This window comes from Novosphingobium sp. ZN18A2 (assembly GCF_036784765.1).
In the GTDB taxonomy this organism is placed as follows: Bacteria; Pseudomonadota; Alphaproteobacteria; order Sphingomonadales; family Sphingomonadaceae; genus Novosphingobium.
Genome location: NZ_CP136651.1, coordinates 18,076 through 36,276, shown reverse-complemented (window position 1 = coordinate 36,276; position 18,201 = coordinate 18,076). Strand labels below are relative to the sequence as shown.

The following is an 18,201-nucleotide window of genomic DNA, read 5'->3' as shown; positions in this document are numbered from 1 at the left end:
AGGCGTTGGCGCTGTCGGCGCTCGGCTGGGTGCTGGCCGACGCGCCGCGCGCAGACCGCCTGCTGTCGTTGACGGGCCTCACGCCCGACGCCTTGCGCGGCGGGCTGGACGATCCGTCTGTGCTGGGCGCCGTGCTCGATTTCCTGGCCGCGCATGAGCCGGATCTTGTCGCCGCCGCGCAAGCGTTGCAGGTGGAGCCAGGTGATATCGTCGCCGCAAGGGAGAAACTGGCATGAGCCGCCCGTTGGTAATCAGCGATTGCGACGAAGTGATCCTTCACATGGTCGCCCCGTTCCGCGCGTGGCTGGACGAAGCGCACGGCATCGACTTCACGATGAATTCAGCCGATTTCGGCAAGGCGCTGACCCATCGCGACACCGGCAAGCTGGTGGAGCCCGAAGAGATCTGGCGGCTGCTGAACGCCTTTTTCGATACGGAGATGCACCGCCAGCAGGCGATTGCGGGCGCGGTTGAAGGCATCAACGCCTTGTCCGATCATGCCGACGTGGTGATCCTGACCAACCTCAACGACCACCGCCAGCAGACCCGCGCGCAGCAGTTGCGCGATGTGGGCGTCGATGCGCGCGTGTTCACCAACCAGGGGCCGAAAGGCCCGGCGCTGAAGGCGATCCTGGACGAATACGCGCCCAGCCGCGCGGTGTTTATCGACGATCTGCCGCAGCATCATGCCAGCGCGGCGGAAGCGACGCCGCACGTCATGCGGCTGCACTTGTGCGGAGAGCCGATGCTGGCGCCGCATATCGATTGCGCGCATGAGGCAGGCCATGCCCATGCCCGGATCGACCAGTGGGAGCGCGCGCTGCCCTGGCTGCTCGAACGCATAAACGGAGACAAGCGATGACTGATGCGGTTTCGGCCCGCCTCGCCGAACTCGGCCTGATCCTGCCCGAACCGGCGGCGCCGGTCGCGGCCTATGTTCCCACGGTCGAAGCGAACGGGCTTGTTCACGTTTCGGGACAGGTCTCTTTCGTCGACGGCAAGCTGTTTCGCGGACGGCTGGGTGAAGACGTTACGCTTGAACAGGGCATCCTTGCCGCGCAGGGCTGCGGATTGATGATCCTTGCGCAGGTCAAGGCGGCGCTTGGCGGTTCGCTCGACCGGGTGGAGCGGATCGTGAAACTGGGGGCCTTCATCAACTCGACGCCCGACTTCACCGATCAGCCAAAGGTCGCCAACGGCGCTTCGGAACTGATGCTGGCGGTGTTCGGCGATGCCGGCCGACATGCGCGCAGCGCGGTGGGTGTGCCGGCCCTGCCGCTGGGCGTGGCCGTGGAAATCGATGCCGTTGTCGCCGTTCGCCCTGCTTGACGGCTGGTTTGCACCGGCGCCCCGGCCGGCGCGCGTGCGCTGGATGGCGGGGGTGACCTATGCCCATCGCGGGCTGCACGGCGCGGGCGTACCGGAAAACTCTCCGGCCGCGTTCGGCGCGGCGATTGCGCGCGGCTTCGGGATAGAGTGCGACGTGCAGCGCACCAGCGACGGGCAGGCGGTCGTGTTCCACGACTGGGAGCTTGACCGGCTGACCGGCGAAAGCGGCCCGGTGATCGACCGCAGCCTGTCGCAGCTTTCCGCGATCGCGCTGTCAGGCGGTTCCGACACGATCCCCGGCCTGCACAAGGTGCTGGGGCAGGTTGCCGGAAGGGTGCCGCTGCTTATCGAGATAAAGTCCCGCGCGGACGTGCGCATCGTTCCGTTGTGCCTGGCGGTGCGCCGCGTGCTGGAAGGGTATCAGGGGCCGGTTGCGGTGATGAGCTTCGATCCGCGCGTCTCGCGCTGGTTCGGCAAGTATTCGCCCCACATCGTGCGCGGCCTTGTGATGACCGAGGACGCAAGGCCAACGCTGGCGCGCCGGTTGCGCCTGCGCTGGGCGTTGTGGACCGCGCGGCCCGAATTCCTGGCCTATGACATTCGCGACCTGCCGAGCCGCTTTGCCGCCGCGCAGCGCCGACGCGGCCTGCCGGTCCTCACCTGGACGGTGCGCAGCGACGAGCATCTTGAACGCGCGACACTTCACGCCGATGCGCCCATTGCCGAGGGCGCGGTCCTGTCGTGAGCCTGGTGGCGCGCATCGGCCAGTCGGTCGGCGCGATCCCGGCCGCGGACTGGGACCGGCTGGCAGGCCCGGACAATCCTTTCGTCAGCCATGCCTTCCTGACCGCGCTGGAAGATTCGGGCAGCGTCGGCGGCACAAGCGGATGGACGCCGCTGCCGATCGTGATCGAGGACGATGACGGTGCGCCCGCCGCGGCCATGCCGGCCTATCTCAAGGGGCACAGCCAGGGCGAATACGTGTTCGACCATTCATGGGCCGATGCGTGGGAACGCGCGGGGGGAAGCTATTACCCCAAGTTGCAGGTCAGCGTCCCGTTTACGCCGGCAACCGGCCCGCGCCTGCTGGTGGGGGACCGTCCCGATCTGGGCATTCCGCTTTTGCGGGCGGCAGAGCAGCTTTGCGAAGGCAACGATCTGTCTTCGGCCCACGCCACGTTCATTGAGCCGGCACAGCGCCCGATGTTCGAGGATGCGGGCTGGCTTCTGCGCAGCGATATCCAGTTCCATTGGGAAAACCGCGGATACGAAAGTTTCGAAGATTTCCTTGCCGCGCTCTCTTCAAGGAAGCGCAAGGACATCCGCAAGGAACGCGCAAGGGCGCAAGACGGTGTGGAGATCCGGGCGTTGCGCGGCGATGTGATTCGGTCCGAGCACTGGGATGCGTTCTGGCTGTTCTATCAGGATACCGGCGCGCGCAAGTGGGGCCGGCCCTATCTGACGCGCGAAGCCTTCGACCTGATCGGTGAGCGTATGGCGGACCGCATCCTGCTGGTGCTGGCATTCGATGAAGACCGTCCGGTGGCGGGCGCGCTCAACTTCATCGGCGGGAATACGCTGTTCGGCCGCTATTGGGGCGCGACTGTCGACAAGCCGTTCCTGCATTTCGAGCTTTGCTATTACCAGGCGATAGACGCGGCGATAGCGCTGGGCCTGGACCGGGTGGAAGCAGGCGCGCAGGGCCGGCACAAGATGGCGCGCGGCTATGAACCGGTAGAGACCTGGTCGGCGCACTGGATTGCCGATCCGGGGTTCCGCGCCGCCGTTGCCGACTTTCTTGAGCGCGAGCGTGCGGGCGTTGCGCAGGATCGCGATTGGCTGGGCGGGCATATGCCCTTCAGGAAGGGCTGAAGCCCCTGTCAGTTGCAGGCGCCGCCAATGCGGGCGGCGCGAATGTGGATGTCAGGCGGCCGCCCTGCGCGTGGCGGCAATCCATTCGCGCGCGCGGCGCTGCGCTTCGGCGATTTCGCGCGCGGTCATCTCGTCCGAAATGTCGGCGCGGCAAAGCGCTGCTTCCTCGTGCCCGCCCACGGCTGCCAGGTTGAACCACTTGTGCGCTTCCACAAGATCGCAGGCAACGCCGTGGCCGTCCGTCGAATAGGCGACGCCAAGGTCGAAATAGGCATTGTGGTCACCCTGCGCGGCGGCGGCCAGGCAAGTGGCGATCATCAGGTTGGCCGCATCGCTGTGCGCGGCGTGGTCGATTTCGGTCCGTTCGGTTTCGACCAGTTTGATCCAGGCTTGTTCCATTGAAAGAGCCCCCCGTCTTCGGGCGTCCCCCTTGGCTGCCCGTAAGCACAAGGTCACCAAACAAGGTCAACAAATGGTTAACGCGCCTTTCGCCGGTGCGCGCGGGCGGAAGCGTTACAAATGCAACCGTTCGGCAACGCTTAATACGGAACTGTGTATCAACCGTGGGGAAGAGCTTGTGCGGCCCGCCGTGCATCCCTATAGGCGCCGCAATCCAAGAGCTTGCACCGCGTCGATCGGGCGGAAGCAGGCCGGGTTTGCAGGCGGACGATCTTCGACCTTGGAGGGCCTTGTGGCATCGATGATTGCCGATGAAATTGACGTACTGGCCAAGGCGCGCCGCGCCATGCCGGGCGACTATGTTCCCAGTGACGACGAAACCTATATGTGTGAGGCGCAGCAGGATTATTTCCGGCGGCTTCTGCTGGAATGGAAGAAATCGATCCTTTCCGCATCGGCGGGAACGCTGGCTTCGCTCCAGGACGGCCCGTTGCGCGAGCCCGATCTGAACGACCGGGCATCGAGTGAAACCGACTGGGGAATCGAACTGCGCACGCGCGACCGCCAGCGCAAGCTGATCGCCAAGATCGATTCGGCCATGCGCCGCATCGACGAAGGTGAATACGGCTTTTGCGAAGTGACGGGCGAACCGATCGGCCTTGGCCGCCTTATCGCCCGCCCGATCGCGACCATGACGGTGGAAGCGCAACAGGCGCACGAACGCCGCGAAAAGGTTTCGCGCGACAATTGACCGGGCGCGGGCGCTGCCCGGCCTATGGAATCCGCGCGACGACGGGCCCGCGCTTACCGGCAATCGTTCGCCGCCGCGCCGCGTTTAACCAGTTATTTGCGACTGGCGTATAACAAGCGTGGAGAGCGCTCTGCGATATGTGGCGGGCGCCCGGTGCAGTCCGGAAGGTTGAAAGCCTGACAGGCTGTGAGCGGTATCACGTTTGGGGAAAGCGGAATTCTTGAGGTGACTGGTCTCGATCATCGGCAACTGGGGCGCGAAAGCCTGTTTCTGATGGCGGACCTGCGCGTCGGCGAGAGACAGGACGATCATCGCGTAAAGGTTCGCAACCTGTCGGCCGGCGGCATGATGGCCGAAGGGTCTGTCAAGGTGATGCGCGGTTCGCAGGTGCACGTGAACCTGCGCAATGTCGGCTGGGTGGATGGCGTCGTCGCCTGGATTCAGGACAATCGCTTCGGCATCGCCTTTGTCGAGGATATCGATCCCAAGGCTGCACAGTCGCAAGTCTCTTCGGCCTGAAGCTGGGCCGACCGGCACCTTTTAAACCCATCCTGAAGCAGCGCGGAGCAGGCCACCTGCGCAAGATCTGATCCTGGCATCGCGCGATTTGCGAAAACGCGCATGTCGCGCCTGTCCTGCGCTGACCCGGCCCGATCATGGTGCTAGGAAGGCGCGATGGTCCGGTTTTTTCGCTTCGTCCTCCCGCTTGTCGGGATCGCCCTGGCGGCGTCATGTTCGCGCGGCGCACAGGGGCCGCTGCCGATTGCCGTCGTGGGCAGTGAAAAGGCGGTCAGTGAAAAAGGCGTAAGGCTTTCCCCCGCCGGACAATTGCTGCGCGCCGCCACGGTCGAAGGACTGGTCGGCTTCGATGCGCAAGGGCGCGTCATCCCCGCCATGGCGGACCGCTGGCTGGTTACCGACGACGGCGAGAGCTATATCTTCCGCCTGCGCGACGGGAACTGGCCCGACGGCACCGCCGTCACGTCGGAAAACGCGGCTGCCGCGCTGCGCAGGGCGCTTTCCGCGTTAAAGGGAACGGCGCTGGGCCTCGATTTCGAACCGGTGGAGCAAGTCCGCGTCATGGCCGGGCGCGTTATCGAGATAGACCTCGAAAGCCCGATGCCGGACCTGTTGACGCTTCTGGCGCAACCCGAACTGGGGCTGCTGCGCAAGGGACAGGGATCGGGTTCGCTTTCGGTGGCGGTCAAAGGGGAAGGTGTGCTGCTGGCGCCCGTTCCGCCAGAGCAGCGCGGCCTTTCGCCCGAGGAAGACTTTTCCCGGCGGCACCGTAGCCTGAACCTGGAACTGGAAGGGGCAAGCCGCGCGGTCGAACGGTTCAACGATGGCTTTGTCGATGTTGTGCTGGGCGGCGATGTCGACAGCCTGCCGCTTGCCGGAATTGGCGGTTTGTCGCGCGGGAACGTGCGCCTCGATCCGGTGATCGGGCTTTACGGTTTCGTGGTGGCCAATGATCGCGGATTTCTGGCAAATCCCGCCAATCGCGAGGCGCTGGCCATGGCGATAGACCGCGATGCCCTGATCGCGGCGTTCAACGTGGGTGGCTGGAAATCCACCACGCGCGTCGTCTCGCCCGATGTGGAAGACGATCTGGGAACGATCGGCGAGCGCTGGACCGGGATGTCCATGGAAGAACGAAGGCGGGCAGCGGCCGCGCTGGTGACCAAGTGGAAGGCGACGGACCATGCCGCGCCGGTCTTGCGGATCGCGATTCCGGGTGGTCCCGGTTCCAAGCTGGTGTTCGACCGGGTCCGGTCGGATTTCGCGGCGATCGGCGTGGACGTGAAGCAGGTTGCGGAAAACGAATCGGCGGACCTGCGACTTGTCGACATGGTGGCACGCTATGGCCGCGCTTCTTGGTTTCTCAACCAGCTCAGTTGCGCGGCGGGACGCGCGGTATGCAGCCTGGATGCGGACGCCCGGCTGGCCGAAGCGCGGGCGGCGACCGATCCGCGCCAGCGCGCCGCCCTTCTGGCAGAAGCGGAAGCCGAAATCACGGCGACAAACGGCTATATTCCTATTGCACGGCCCTTGCGCTGGTCACTGGTGCGCAGTTCCGTAACCGGGTTTGCCCAGTCGCCTTGGGGATGGCATCCCTTGCCGCCGTTCTCTGTAATCCCCAGATAGGGTGTATGACGCAGACAAGACAGTCTTCGGCCCGGCCGGAGCGGATGAAGATGGATATCCCCTCGCTCGGCAATGATCCCGCATCGGTGCGCCAGCGGCTGGAGATCATGGAACAGTTGCTGGAGAATGCGTTCGCGATCCCCGGCACCACTCGCCGCGTGGGCCTTGACGCGATTGTCGGCCTGATCCCCGTGGCGGGTGACCTGATCACGGCGGCGATGGGCGCGTGGATCGTATGGGAAGCGCGCAACCTGGGCCTTCCGAAGTGGAAGCTGTTGCGCATGGCCGGAAACGTGGGTTTCGACCTTGCGATCGGCGCGGTCCCGGTGATCGGCGACGCGGCGGATTTCCTGTTCCGCTCCAATACCCGAAACATGAAGATCGTGCGCAAGCACCTCGACAGGCATCATCCCGAAACCGGGATTATCGAAGGCTAGGGACTTCGGGGATTCAGCCCATGCGGGCCTGCGGTGCGCCTAGAAATCGACGGCTATCCCGTTCTTCACCCAGTCGCCGAAACGTGTGGGATCAAGACCGTCGGGATCGGCATTCGGCCTGGCCTTTTCCGGTTCGGGCGGTGGCTCGTTCGTCCAGTGTTCCGGCCGCTTGAAGCCGGATGGGCTCGACGTCCTGCTTTTGGTCGGCTTTTTCATGGGCACAAGATGGGGGCTGAAGGCGCGCTGCGCAATTGCCAATGTCGTGTCGCTTGCCCATAGCGCGGCGATGAGCCGTTCCCGCCGCCCTGACGATGCACCCGGTGTCCCCGCCCGCCGCGCCGCGCTGCGCCTTATGGACGCCGTGCTCAATCGCGGAGAACCGCTCGACCAGGCGGCGCCTCCTGCGCTCCGGCCGGTCGAGCGTGCGGACGACCGTGCGCTGGCGATGGCTATCGCGCAGGAATCGCTGCGCTGGATGCAGGATCTTGACGCGCTGATAGATGGCGCAACGCGGCAACCGCTTCCGCCCGATGCGAAGGCGCGCAACGTGCTGCGGCTTATGCTGGCCCAGGCGCTGCGGCTCGAACTGCCGGGCCATGCGATCGTGGCGACCGGCCTCCCCCTGCTGGCAGGCGGCCCGCGGCGACTGGCGCATGGCGTGTTCTCCGCCGTCACCAAGGCGCGGCCGGCCTTGCCTGCATCGCCAACCTTGCCCGCACCGGTTTTGCAACGCTGGCAGGCAGCATGGCCGGATCGGATAGATGCTATTGCCGCCGGAATCGGCGCGCCTCCACCGCTTGACCTGACATTGCGCGATCCCGATGCGACAGGTGAATGGACCGCAAGACTTGGCGGCACGTCGCTGATGCCGGGTCACGTTCGCCTGCCGCGCGGTATCGCGGTCGAAACGCTGGACGGGTTTGCCGATGGTGCATGGTGGGTGCAGGATCTGGCCGCATCGCTCCCCGCGCGCCTGCTGGGTCAGGGCAATGGCCGCCGCGCGCTGGATCTGTGTGCCGCGCCCGGCGGCAAGACCATGCAACTGCTGGCGGCAGGCTGGCAGGTTACCGCGCTCGACAAGTCGGCGCGGCGGCTCGATCGGTTGGCGCAGAACCTTGCGCGCATGGATTTCGAAGCCGAGGTCGTGGCTGCCGACTGTCTGACATGGGAAGCAGATCGAACCTTCGACGCGATCCTGCTGGACGCGCCGTGCAGCGCAACCGGCACGTGCCGCCGCCACCCCGATGTGTTGCACCGGCATCCCGCGCTTGCCGAACTCGCGGAATTGCAGGCGGCGATGCTGGAGCGCGCGGCGCGTTGGCTCTCGCCCGGCGGACGGCTGGTTTACGCGACCTGCTCGCTTGAACCTGTCGAGGGCGAAGACCAGGCCCGGCGCTTCGATGCGCTGGCGCCCGTGGCCGTTACGCCGGAAGACCTGCCGCAGGGCGTTGTCCCCACGGCGGAAGGCTGGCTTCGCACCGATCCGGGAATGCTTGGCGCGGCGGGCGGGCTCGATGGCTTCTTCGCCACGCGATGGACCGCACCCGCCTGATCGCCGGCCCGCGTCAGGCCGGCTTCATCTTGTCGCCGTATCCCTTTTTCAGCTTGGCCAGCTTTGGCGGGATCACCGCCAGGCAATAGGGGTTCCGCTGGCCTTCGCCGTCCCAGTATTCCTGGTGATAGTCTTCGGCCGGATACCATTCGTGCGGCGTTTCGATCGCTGTCACCACCTTGCCGCCGTGCACCAGGTTGGCGCGGTCGATCGCTTCCTGCGCCTCGGCGCGCTGGCCTTCGTCGAGAGGGAATATGGCGGAGCGGTACTGTGTTCCCACGTCGTTGCCTTGCCGGTTCAGCTGCGTCGGGTCGTGCGTGCCCATGAACACGTCGAGCAGGTCGGCATAGCTGACCACGGCATCGTTGAAGGTGATGCGGATCGCTTCGGCATGGCCGGTCGTTCCCGAACAGACCTGCTTGTAGGTGGGATTGGCCGTCGTGCCGCCGATATAGCCGCTTTCCACGCCGTTCACGCCTTCGACCATGCGGAAAACCGCTTCGGTGCACCAGAAGCATCCGCCCGCGAAGATTGCCGTTGCCATAGCTTTTGGGTTCCTGTTTCGCCTCTGCCGCACAGATAGGAAGCGCAAGCCGCGATGTCACCCGCTGGCGCGGCGGCGCGTGCTTCGATATGAGGCGCGGATGACCCGAATTACCGTTTCCGCTTTGCAATTGCCGCTCGGCCTTGAGGACGAGGCCGAAAACATCGCCGCCGTTGCCGCGCTGGTCGAACAGGCCGCCGGCCGGGGCGCGCAGGTCGTCCTGCCGCCAGAGCTTTTCGCCGGACCCTATTTCTGCGTGACAGAGGACGAGGCCCGCTTCGCGCTTGCCCGCCCGCTCGACGAAAGCCCGTCGGTGGCGGAAATGCGCAAGCTGGCGAAAGGGCTGGGCATCGCAATCCCGGTCAGCTTTTTCGAGCGTGACGGACAGCACTATTACAACACGCTGGCAATGGTCGGCCCCGATGGGGCGGTGATGGGCACCTACCGCAAAAGCCACATTCCGGACGGGCCGGGCTATGAGGAAAAGTATTATTTCCGGCCCGGCAACACCGGCTTCAAGGTGTGGACCGTGTTCGGCGCCACGATCGGCGTCGGCGTGTGCTGGGATCAATGGTATCCCGAATGCGCGCGGGCCATGGCGCTGATGGGGGCCGAAGTGCTGTTCTATCCCACGGCGATCGGATCGGAGCCTTATGACGAGAGCTTCGATACCAGCCGCATCTGGCGCCGTGCGATGATCGGTCACGCCGCCTCCAACTGCATGCCGGTGGTCGCCGCAAACCGCATCGGTTCGGAAGAAAACGGACAGGCGTTCTATGGCCACAGCTTCGTCTGCGACCAGTGGGGCGATTACCTGGCCGAATACGGTGCGGATGAAACCGGCGTGCTGGTCGCAACGCTCGATCTTTCCGAAGCGCGCAGGCACCGCGCCGGCATGGGCTTTTTCCGCGATCGCCGGCCGCAGCTTTACGGACGCCTGTGCGAAGACATCTGAACGGCGGGGAATACGGGGCGGACCTCTATCTGGTCGCGTTGGGGGCGAACATGCGCCACCCGCGCTTCGGTCGGCCGCGCGCCGTTCTGGAAGCCGCGCTTGGCGCGTTGGAGCGCTGTGGGATCGATGTACTGCGCGCCTCCCCGGTGATCGACAGCGCACCGGTGGGGCCTTCGCTCAGGCGTTATGCCAACGGCGTCGCAGTGGTGCGTGCCGCGATGGAGCCGCCCGCCCTGCTCGCCATCCTCCAGTCGATTGAGCAGGCCTTCGGGCGCAAGCGCCGGGGCAGCCGCTGGCGGTCCCGCGTTCTGGACCTCGATATCGTGCTGTGGGGCGGCGGCGCGTGGTGTTCGCCGGGCCTCGTAATCCCGCATCCGCACTTTCGCGAACGCGACTTTGTGCTGCGCCCCGCGCTTGCCGTGGCGCGGGACTGGCGCGATCCCCTGACGGGCCTTTCGCTTGCCCACCTCGCAGCGCGCTTGACCAGCCCGAAACGCGCCCCTAGGTGACGCATCCGGTGAGGGCCCTTAGCTCAGTCGGTAGAGCAACTGACTTTTAATCAGTAGGTCGCTGGTTCGAACCCAGCAGGGCTCACCATTTCCCGATCCGTTGCCTTGGCAGGGTGCGGTTATTGTTCGTGCGGGCTTGTGTCCGGCGTGGTGCTGCGGGCAACATGCGGTCATGGACGATCCTGGCAATCAGCAGGCGACGATAGATTTCCTGTCCCGGCCGGAATCCCATGGCTTCGATGGCCCCGTGGAGTGCGTCGAAACGCATGGGGCGATCGTTTTCCTGGCGGGTGACCGGGCCTTCAAGCTGAAGCGCGCCGTCGATCTTGGCTATCTCGATTTCTCGACGCCGGAAAAGCGCCACGCCGCGTGCGAGGCAGAACTGGCGCTCAACCGCCGCACCGCGCCGGATCTCTATCTGGCCGTTCGGAGCATCGGCAGGGGTGCGGACGGCTCGCTTGGTTTCGACGCGGGCGATCCGGTTGACTGGGTGGTGGAGATGCAGCGCTTTCCGGGCGATGCGCTTCTTTCCGAAGTCGCGGCACGCGGCGAACTGACACCTGCGCTGGTTCGCGAGCTCGCCGATGCGATCGCGGCGTTCCACGAAATCGCGAAGCCGGTGCGCCGCGATGGGGCGGCGCGCATGGCACGGGTTATCGACACAAATCGTGCGGCGATGGCGGCGGCGGAAATGGACGCTGCTGCCTGCGACGAATGGGAACGCAAGGCGCGCGCGGCGCTGCGGACCGTGGCGGACCTGCTGGATGCGCGCGCTGCGCAGGGCCACGTGCGGCATTGCCACGGCGATTTGCACCTTCGCAATATCTGCCTGTGGAACGGGCATCCGACACTGTTCGATTGCCTTGAATTCAATGCAGACCTGGCGACGACCGACGTCCTGTATGACGTGGCCTTCCTTGTGATGGACCTGCTCCACCGGGGCTTTCGCGACGAAGCCTCGCTCTTGCTCAACCGCTATCTGGATATGCGCGCGGAGGGCGGGGGGATGGCGGCCTTGCCGCTGTTCCTGTCCGTCCGTTCGGCGGTGCGCGCCCACGTGACCGCGCAGGCGGCGCTGCAGCATGGCGAGGACAACGAAGATGCGCGGGCCTATCTGCGGCAGGCGATCGACTGGCTTTCTCCCCAGCCGCCCCTGCTGGTGGCGGTCGGCGGGTTGAGCGGGACGGGAAAATCGACGCTGGCGGGCGCGCTCGCCCCTGATCTTGGCGCGGCTCCGGGCGCGCGGTGGCTGCGCAGCGATGAGCTGCGAAAGCGACGGGCAGGCGTGAAGCCGGAGCAGGCGCTGCCCGCTTCCGCCTATACACCCGAGGAAAACGCGGCCGTTTACGCGGCCCTGATCGATGAGGCAGCGGCAATGCTTGCGGCAGGACGCGCGGTGATCGTCGACGGTGTGTTCGCGCGGGAGGATGAGCGAACACGGATCGAACGGGTGGCCGGCGACGCCGGGGTGCCGTTCATCGGGCTATGGCTCGAAGCGCCGCGCGAAGCCTTGCTGGCGCGCGTGGGCGACCGGCGCGGCGATGCGTCCGATGCCGGCCCGGCGGTGGTCGAAAGGCAGCTTGGCTATGCGCTTGGCGACCTGTCTGGCTGGCACCGCGTGGATGCCTCCGGCGCGCCCGGCGACACACTGGCCGCCGCGCGCGCGGTAATCACGCGATAATCAGACGTCCAGGTTCGCCACGTTGAGCGCGTTTTCCTGGATGAAGTCGCGCCGGGGTTCGACCACGTCGCCCATCAGCCGGGTGAAGATCTCGTCGGTGACGTCAGCGTCTTCCACTTTCACTTGCAGGAGCGAGCGGTTTTCCGGGTCGAGCGTGGTTTCCCAAAGCTGTTCGGCGTTCATCTCGCCCAGCCCCTTGTAGCGCTGGATCGAAAGACCCTTTCGCCCGCCGGCGAACACCGCATCAAGCAGTTCCGACGGCCGCGTGATCGCGTCCTTCGCAACGGCACGGCTGGCCTGTGCGGCCTCTTCTTCCGCTTCGGTTTCCGCGTCGCCTTCCTGCACCGCGCTGGCGCGCACGAGCCGCGTGACACCCGCATAGACGTCTGCATGTTCCAGCGCGAGGCGCGAGAGCTTGCGCGCTTCTGCGCTGTCGAGGAACCCGGCTTCCAGCATGTGATGGTCGGTCACTCCGCGCCACAGGCGCTGGACAAGGTAGGCGCCGTCTTCGGCGGGCTGCGCGGTCCACGTCGCTTCGGTATCGCCGCGGTCGAGCCACTCCGCCGTGCGGGCGAGCGCTTCGTCACGCTGCTGCGGCGTCATGCCGGGGGCCAGTGCGCCGGCCAGCGCCAGCGCTTCCACGATTGCCGGATCGTAACGGCGCGGCACGAAGCCCATCAGGTTGCGCATGCGCAGCGCGTGTTCGACCAGCGCTTCCAGTTCTGCCCCGCCGCGCGCGCCGCCAGCGGTTTCCAGCACGCGGCCGTTGAGCCCGGCTTCGACCAGGTATCGGTCGAGCGCGGCGTTGTCTTTCAGGTAAACCTCGCTGCGGCCCTTGGCGACCTTGTAGAGCGGCGGTTGCGCGATGTAGAGGTGCCCGGCCTTGATGATCTCGGGCATCTGGCGGTGGAAGAAGGTCAGCAGCAGCGTACGGATGTGTGCGCCGTCCACGTCGGCGTCGGTCATGATGACGATCTTGTGGTAGCGCAGCTTTTCGAGGTTGAACTCGTCGCGGATGCCGGTGCCCATTGCCTGGATCAGCGTGCCGACTTCCTTGGACGAGATGATCCGGTCGAAGCGCGCACGCTCGACATTCAGGATCTTGCCCTTCAGCGGCAGGATCGCCTGGTAGTGGCGATCGCGCCCCTGCTTGGCCGATCCGCCGGCGCTGTCACCCTCGACCAGGAACAGTTCGCACTTGCTGGGATCGCGTTCCTGGCAATCGGCAAGCTTGCCGGGGAGGCTGGCGATGTCCATCGCGCCCTTGCGGCGGGTCAGCTCGCGCGCCTTGCGCGCGGCTTCGCGCGCGGCGGCGGCATCGATGATCTTGTGCACGATGGACTTGGCGTTGGCGGGGTTTTCTTCCAGCCAGTCTGTCATCTTGTCGGCCATCAGGCTTTCAAGCGGCTGGCGCACTTCGGATGAAACCAGCTTGTCCTTGGTCTGCGAAGAAAACTTGGGATCGGGCAGCTTGACCGATACGATCGCGGTCAGCCCCTCGCGCATGTCGTCGCCCGAAAGCGAAACCTTTTCCTTCTTCAGCAGGCCCGAGCGTTCGGCATAGCCGTTCAGCGTGCGGGTCAGCGCGGCGCGGAACGCGGCGAGGTGGGTGCCGCCGTCACGCTGCGGGATGTTGTTGGTGAAGCACAGGACGTTTTCGTAATAGCTGTCGTTCCATTCTAGCGCGACGTCGATGCCGATCCCGTCGCGATCAGCAGAAATGGCGATGGGATCGGGGATCAGCGCCTGCTTGTTGCGGTCGAGGAACTGCACGAAGGCCGCGATGCCGCCTTCATAGAGCAGGTCGTGCTCAACGATCTCCTCGTGCCGCCGGTCGCGCAGCAGGATGCGGACGCCCGAGTTCAGGAACGCAAGTTCGCGATAGCGGTGCTCCAGCTTGTCGAAATCGAACTCGGTTACGTTCTTGAAGGTTTCGTGGCTGGCCTGGAAGGTGACGCGCGTGCCCTTCTTGCCGTCAGGCGCCGGCCCCTTGACCTCGAGCGGGGAGACGGCGTTGCCGTGCTCGAACCGCATCCAGTGTTCCTGCCCGTCGCGCCAGATGGTCAGTTCCAGCCATTCGGACAGCGCGTTGACCACGGAAACGCCCACGCCGTGCAGCCCGCCCGAAACCTTGTAGGCGTTGTCGTCGCTGGTGTTCTCGAACTTGCCGCCTGCATGGAGCTGGGTCATGATGACCTCTGCCGCCGATACGCCCTCTTCCGGGTGGATGCCGGTGGGGATGCCGCGCCCGTTGTCCTCGACCGAAACCGAACCGTCGGGGTTCAGTTCGATCAGCACAAGGTCGCAATGTCCGGCCAGCGCTTCGTCGATCGCGTTGTCGGAAACCTCGAACACCATGTGGTGGAGGCCCGAACCGTCGTCGGTATCGCCGATATACATGCCGGGGCGCTTTCGCACCGCGTCGAGGCCCTTGAGAACCTTGATCGATTCCGCGCCGTATGCATTGCCGTTGGGGCTGTTTTCGTTGTCGCTCGCCATAGTCAGCATATAGGGGCGCGGGCGCTGTTTCCCAAGCGTTTTGGCACCCTTTTGCACAGGCGGGGAGCCGTCTGTCCGCATCGCCGGTGGCTGCCTCTTTCCTTTGCCCGCGAAGGATGCTCAATTCGCGGGCGGAGTAAACGAAACCGGGGTCCATTCATGCGCAAGTCCATCGCCTGCGCGGCAATTGCCGCGCTTGCCGCCGTCACACTTCCCGCAAGCGCCGCGAGCGCGCAGACAATGCAGTTGCGGCCAGACCAGCAGAGCTTCTTCGGGCTCTACAAGGAACTCGTCGAAACCGACACTACCGTCACCCACGGAAGCTGCACCCTTGCCGCGCAGCGCATGGCCGCGCGGCTGAAGGCGGCGGGTTACAGCGATGCCGATATCACGCTGTTTTCCGTGCCCGAACATCCCAAGGACGGCGGGCTTGTCGCCATCCTGCCGGGCACGTCGAAGGCCGAGAAGCCGATGCTGCTGCTTGCGCACATCGACGTGGTTGAGGCCAAGCGCGAAGACTGGGTGCGCGATCCGTTCACGCTGATCGAGGAGGATGGCTTCTACTATGCGCGCGGGACGGTCGACGACAAGGCGATGGCCTCGATCTGGACCGATGCGATGATCCGCATGAAGCAGCAGGGTTACAAGCCGAAGCGCACGATCAAGCTGGCGCTGACCTGCGGCGAGGAAACGAGCGGCGCGTTCAACGGCGCGGAATGGCTCGCCAACAACCGGCGCGGCCTGATCGATGCTGCCTTCGCGCTGAACGAAGGCGGTGGCGGCCGCACCGACGGCAAGGGCCACCTGCTGGTGCAAACGCTGCAGGTGGGCGAAAAGGCCTATCAGGACTTTACCCTGACGACGACCAACCCCGGCGGCCATTCTTCCCAGCCGGTGCGCAAGAACGCGATCTACGAATTGTCGGAAGCGTTGCTGAAAGTGCGCGATCACGAATTTCCGATCGAGTTCAACGAAGTGACGAAGGCGTTTTTCCTGAAGGCCGGCGCGATGCGCAAGGATGCGACCGGCGCGGCGATGCTCGCACTGGCGAACGACCCGTCCGACAAGGCGGCACTTGCCGTGGTGGACAAGGACAAGATGCTGCATTCCATGCTGCGCACGACTTGCGTCGCGACGCTGGTCGATGCCGGGCACGCGCTGAACGCGCTGCCGCAACGGGCGGAGGCGAACGTCAATTGCCGCATGTTCCCCGGGCGCACCGGTGAAGAGACGATGGCCGCGCTTGAACAGGCGATCGGCGATCCGGGCGTGAAGATCGAAATGCGCGTGAAGGACAAGCCCATCGCCAAGGCGCCGCCGCTCGATCCGCAGATCGTGAGGCCGGTCGAAAAGCTGGCGGCGAAGTATTTCCCCGGCGTTCCGGTGCTGCCCACGATGTCCACCGGTGCGACCGACGGGGTCTATCTCGAAGCGGTGGGAATCCCGGTCTATGGCGTGCCGAGCGTGTGGGTCGAACCCGACGGCAACGGCATTCACGGCCTTAACGAGCGGATAGAGGCCAGGGCGCTCTATACCGCGCGCGATTACCTGTTCGATCTTGTGAAGGTTCTGGCGAAGTAAGTCCGGTGCGATTGCCCACCCCGCTGCGACTAGGGCCTGACCCTGGCCTTGCCTTCGGCTCGGCAAGTCTCGCTCCCCTCCCGCCTGCGGGAGGGGTTGGGGTGGGCAGCCATCGCGCAACGGCAATGTGGAAACCCGGCAACCGCACTTGACCTCCAGCCGCCTACGTGATTCTCTCCCTGCCACGATGCGTCACGAAGCGGTCATGCAAGTCTTCCAGAAGGCCCGGCGAAGGAGCCCGAAGATGCACGTGATGGGAGGACGGACCGGAGCATGCTTCATACGGAGCTGATAGAGCGGGCGCGCGCCGCGCGGCCCCACAGCGGCGACGCCGCGCGTCATCTGTCGAGTTGCCCGGCCCTGGTCCTCAATGCAGACTACACTCCGTTAAGCTACTACCCGCTCAGCCTCTGGCCCTGGCAGACCGCGATAAAGGCAGTGTTCCTTGAGCGGGTGGACATTGTGGCGAGTTACGACCGCAAGGTGCATTCGCCCTCGCTCGACATGCAGATCCCTTCGGTGATCGCGCTGCGGCAATACGTGAAGCCCAGCGAGTATCCCGCCTTCACCCGCTTCAACCTGTTTTTGCGTGACAGGTTTTCCTGCCAGTATTGCGGCGCGCTGCAGAACCTTACGTTCGATCACGTCGTCCCCCGTCGTCTGGGCGGGAAGACCACCTGGGAGAACGTCGCCACCGCCTGTTCCCCCTGCAACCTGCGCAAGGGCGGCCGCACGCCCGAACAGGCGCGGATGAGACTGGCGGTGGAACCCACGCGCCCGACCAACTGGCAGTTGCAGGAAAGGGGGCGCGGCTTTCCGCCCAACTACCTGCACGAAACCTGGCGCGACTGGCTTTATTGGGACGTAGAGCTGGAAAGCTGAGCTTGCTGCTCTATCGCCGCCCCAGCGCCGCTTCGCTTTCCGCCAGCAACTCCGCGATAATATCGGCGACGGGTTCTTCCTTCGTCACCATGCCGACAGACTGCCCGGCCATGACCGATCCGTTTTCCACGTCGCCGTCGATTACCGCGCGGCGCAGCGCACCGGCCCAGTAGTGTTCAATCTGGAGCTGCGCCTCGCCCATCTCGACCTCGCCCGAATCGAGCGCCTTGGCCACTTCCACCTGCTTGGCGGAAAATGCCTCTGTGCCCTTGTTCTTCAGCGCGCGCACCGGAATCACCGGCAGGCGCGGGTCGACCTGAACGCTGGCGATCGCGTCGCGTGCCGAAGCGCGGAAGAAGGCTTTCTTGAAGTCGGGATGGGCAATCGATTCGGTCGCGCAGGCAAAGCGCGTGCCCAGCTGCACGCCGCAAGCGCCCATTTCCAGATAGCCCGCAACCAGTTCGCCGCGCCCGATGCCGCCGGCCACGAACACAAGGTTTTCCTCCGCCAGCGCGGGCAGGATTTCCTGCGCCAGCACGCTGGTCGAAACCGGGCCGATGTGCCCGCCCGCTTCCATCCCTTCGATCACGAGCGCATCCGCACCGGACCGGAGCAGCTTCTTGCCCAGCGCCAGCGTGGGCGCGAAGCAGATCACTTTCGCGCCGCCCGCCTTGATCGCTTCCACGCTGCCCTTGGGCGGGATTCCGCCTGCCAGAACGACGTGGCTGACGCCGTGCTTCACGCAGACATCGATCAGGTCGAAAAGCTGCGGATGCATGGTGATAAGGTTCACGCCGAAGGGCTTGCCGGTCATCGCCCTGGTCGCCGCGATCTCTGCATCCAGCAGGTCGGGCGTCATCGCCCCGCAGGCGATCACGCCGAAACCGCCCGCGTTGCTGATTGCCGAGACCAGGTTGCGCTCGGAAACCCAGCTCATCGCGCCGCACAGGATTGCATGTTCGCTGCCGAGGAACTCGGCGCCGCGCCGCATCAGGGCGGCGGTCTTGGGATATGTCGTCATCACTGGCGCGATTAGAACGGGCTGCGGCGAACGGCAAGTGCGCG

Annotated in this window: 20 protein-coding genes and 1 tRNA gene; 16 read left to right on the top strand and 5 right to left on the bottom strand. The window is 65.4% G+C overall.

Annotated elements, in window-relative coordinates; genetic code table 11:
• Positions 1–5 precede the first annotated feature (5 nt).
• The 5 genes from RXV95_RS00205 to RXV95_RS00185 are packed head-to-tail and all read left to right on the top strand — an operon-like array spanning position 6 to position 3,201.
• Entirely contained in the window at positions 6–236 is a 231-nt protein-coding gene (locus RXV95_RS00205; protein ID WP_338467015.1) for a DUF3572 family protein, read from the top strand.
• Positions 233–862, top strand: a complete 630-nt coding sequence (locus RXV95_RS00200; RefSeq protein WP_338467014.1) for an HAD family hydrolase — start codon at positions 233–235, stop codon at positions 860–862. The genes RXV95_RS00205 and RXV95_RS00200 overlap by 4 nt, the downstream gene beginning before the upstream one ends.
• A complete protein-coding gene (locus RXV95_RS00195) occupies positions 859–1,329 on the top strand; it encodes a RidA family protein (protein WP_338467013.1) in 471 nt (156 codons plus the stop codon). Before RXV95_RS00200 ends, RXV95_RS00195 begins: the two co-directional genes overlap by 4 nt.
• Positions 1,301–2,074: a glycerophosphodiester phosphodiesterase family protein gene (locus tag RXV95_RS00190; protein WP_338467012.1), complete on the top strand. Its 774-nt coding sequence runs from the start codon at positions 1,301–1,303 to the stop codon at positions 2,072–2,074. The genes RXV95_RS00195 and RXV95_RS00190 overlap by 29 nt, the downstream gene beginning before the upstream one ends.
• Entirely contained in the window at positions 2,071–3,201 is a 1,131-nt protein-coding gene (locus tag RXV95_RS00185) for a GNAT family N-acetyltransferase (protein ID WP_338467011.1), read from the top strand. The genes RXV95_RS00190 and RXV95_RS00185 overlap by 4 nt, the downstream gene beginning before the upstream one ends.
• A gap of 51 nt (positions 3,202–3,252) precedes the next feature.
• Here RXV95_RS00185 and RXV95_RS00180 read toward each other — a convergent pair whose 3' ends face one another.
• The gene (locus tag RXV95_RS00180) at positions 3,253–3,600 is read right to left on the bottom strand and encodes a hypothetical protein (RefSeq protein ID WP_338467010.1); all 348 of its coding nucleotides are present in this window, start codon (positions 3,598–3,600) and stop codon (positions 3,253–3,255) included.
• A gap of 292 nt (positions 3,601–3,892) precedes the next feature.
• Here RXV95_RS00180 and dksA point away from each other — a divergent pair, with 292 nt between their 5' ends.
• From dksA to RXV95_RS00160, 4 genes are all read left to right on the top strand, one after another.
• Complete coding sequence (dksA, locus tag RXV95_RS00175) at positions 3,893–4,351, top strand: RNA polymerase-binding protein DksA (RefSeq protein ID WP_338467009.1); 459 nt, start codon at positions 3,893–3,895, stop codon at positions 4,349–4,351.
• A gap of 225 nt (positions 4,352–4,576) precedes the next feature.
• A complete protein-coding gene (locus RXV95_RS00170) occupies positions 4,577–4,870 on the top strand; it encodes a PilZ domain-containing protein (RefSeq protein WP_338467008.1) in 294 nt (97 codons plus the stop codon).
• A 156-nt stretch (positions 4,871–5,026) separates the two neighbouring features.
• A complete protein-coding gene (locus RXV95_RS00165; protein WP_338467007.1) occupies positions 5,027–6,496 on the top strand; it encodes an ABC transporter substrate-binding protein in 1,470 nt (489 codons plus the stop codon).
• A gap of 5 nt (positions 6,497–6,501) precedes the next feature.
• Complete coding sequence (locus tag RXV95_RS00160; protein WP_338467006.1) at positions 6,502–6,933, top strand: DUF4112 domain-containing protein; 432 nt, start codon at positions 6,502–6,504, stop codon at positions 6,931–6,933.
• A 39-nt stretch (positions 6,934–6,972) separates the two neighbouring features.
• Here RXV95_RS00160 and RXV95_RS00155 read toward each other — a convergent pair whose 3' ends face one another.
• A complete protein-coding gene (locus tag RXV95_RS00155; RefSeq protein WP_338467005.1) occupies positions 6,973–7,191 on the bottom strand; it encodes a DUF1674 domain-containing protein in 219 nt (72 codons plus the stop codon).
• Between the two features lie 28 nt (positions 7,192–7,219).
• Between RXV95_RS00155 and RXV95_RS00150 the strand changes: the two genes are divergently transcribed.
• Complete coding sequence (locus RXV95_RS00150; protein ID WP_338467004.1) at positions 7,220–8,485, top strand: methyltransferase domain-containing protein; 1,266 nt, start codon at positions 7,220–7,222, stop codon at positions 8,483–8,485.
• Positions 8,486–8,498: 13 nt separating this feature from the next.
• Here RXV95_RS00150 and msrA read toward each other — a convergent pair whose 3' ends face one another.
• Complete coding sequence (gene msrA, locus RXV95_RS00145; RefSeq protein WP_338467003.1) at positions 8,499–9,029, bottom strand: peptide-methionine (S)-S-oxide reductase MsrA; 531 nt, start codon at positions 9,027–9,029, stop codon at positions 8,499–8,501.
• 100 nt (positions 9,030–9,129) lie between these two features.
• Between msrA and aguB the strand changes: the two genes are divergently transcribed.
• From aguB to RXV95_RS00125, 4 genes are all read left to right on the top strand, one after another.
• Entirely contained in the window at positions 9,130–9,984 is an 855-nt protein-coding gene (gene aguB, locus RXV95_RS00140; RefSeq protein WP_338467002.1) for an N-carbamoylputrescine amidase, read from the top strand.
• Positions 9,969–10,493 (top strand): 2-amino-4-hydroxy-6-hydroxymethyldihydropteridine diphosphokinase, encoded by a 525-nt coding sequence (folK, locus tag RXV95_RS00135; protein WP_338467001.1) that lies wholly within the window; start codon positions 9,969–9,971, stop codon positions 10,491–10,493. The genes aguB and folK overlap by 16 nt, the downstream gene beginning before the upstream one ends.
• Positions 10,494–10,505: 12 nt before the next feature.
• A tRNA-Lys gene (locus RXV95_RS00130) sits at positions 10,506–10,581 on the top strand.
• 84 nt (positions 10,582–10,665) lie between these two features.
• Positions 10,666–12,174: an AAA family ATPase gene (locus tag RXV95_RS00125; RefSeq protein WP_338467000.1), complete on the top strand. Its 1,509-nt coding sequence runs from the start codon at positions 10,666–10,668 to the stop codon at positions 12,172–12,174.
• Here the strand turns inward: RXV95_RS00125 and gyrB are convergent, their stop codons facing one another.
• The gene (gene gyrB / locus RXV95_RS00120) at positions 12,175–14,673 is read right to left on the bottom strand and encodes a DNA topoisomerase (ATP-hydrolyzing) subunit B (protein ID WP_338468595.1); all 2,499 of its coding nucleotides are present in this window, start codon (positions 14,671–14,673) and stop codon (positions 12,175–12,177) included.
• 159 nt (positions 14,674–14,832) lie between these two features.
• Between gyrB and RXV95_RS00115 the strand changes: the two genes are divergently transcribed.
• Positions 14,833–16,254 (top strand): M20/M25/M40 family metallo-hydrolase, encoded by a 1,422-nt coding sequence (locus tag RXV95_RS00115; protein WP_338466999.1) that lies wholly within the window; start codon positions 14,833–14,835, stop codon positions 16,252–16,254.
• A 273-nt stretch (positions 16,255–16,527) separates the two neighbouring features.
• Complete coding sequence (locus RXV95_RS00110) at positions 16,528–17,136, top strand: HNH endonuclease (RefSeq protein WP_338466998.1); 609 nt, start codon at positions 16,528–16,530, stop codon at positions 17,134–17,136.
• Between the two features lie 10 nt (positions 17,137–17,146).
• On the opposite strand, the gene RXV95_RS00105 is transcribed toward RXV95_RS00110, so the two are convergent.
• The gene (locus RXV95_RS00105) at positions 17,147–18,157 is read right to left on the bottom strand and encodes a nitronate monooxygenase (protein ID WP_338466997.1); all 1,011 of its coding nucleotides are present in this window, start codon (positions 18,155–18,157) and stop codon (positions 17,147–17,149) included.
• Positions 18,158–18,201 lie beyond the last annotated feature (44 nt).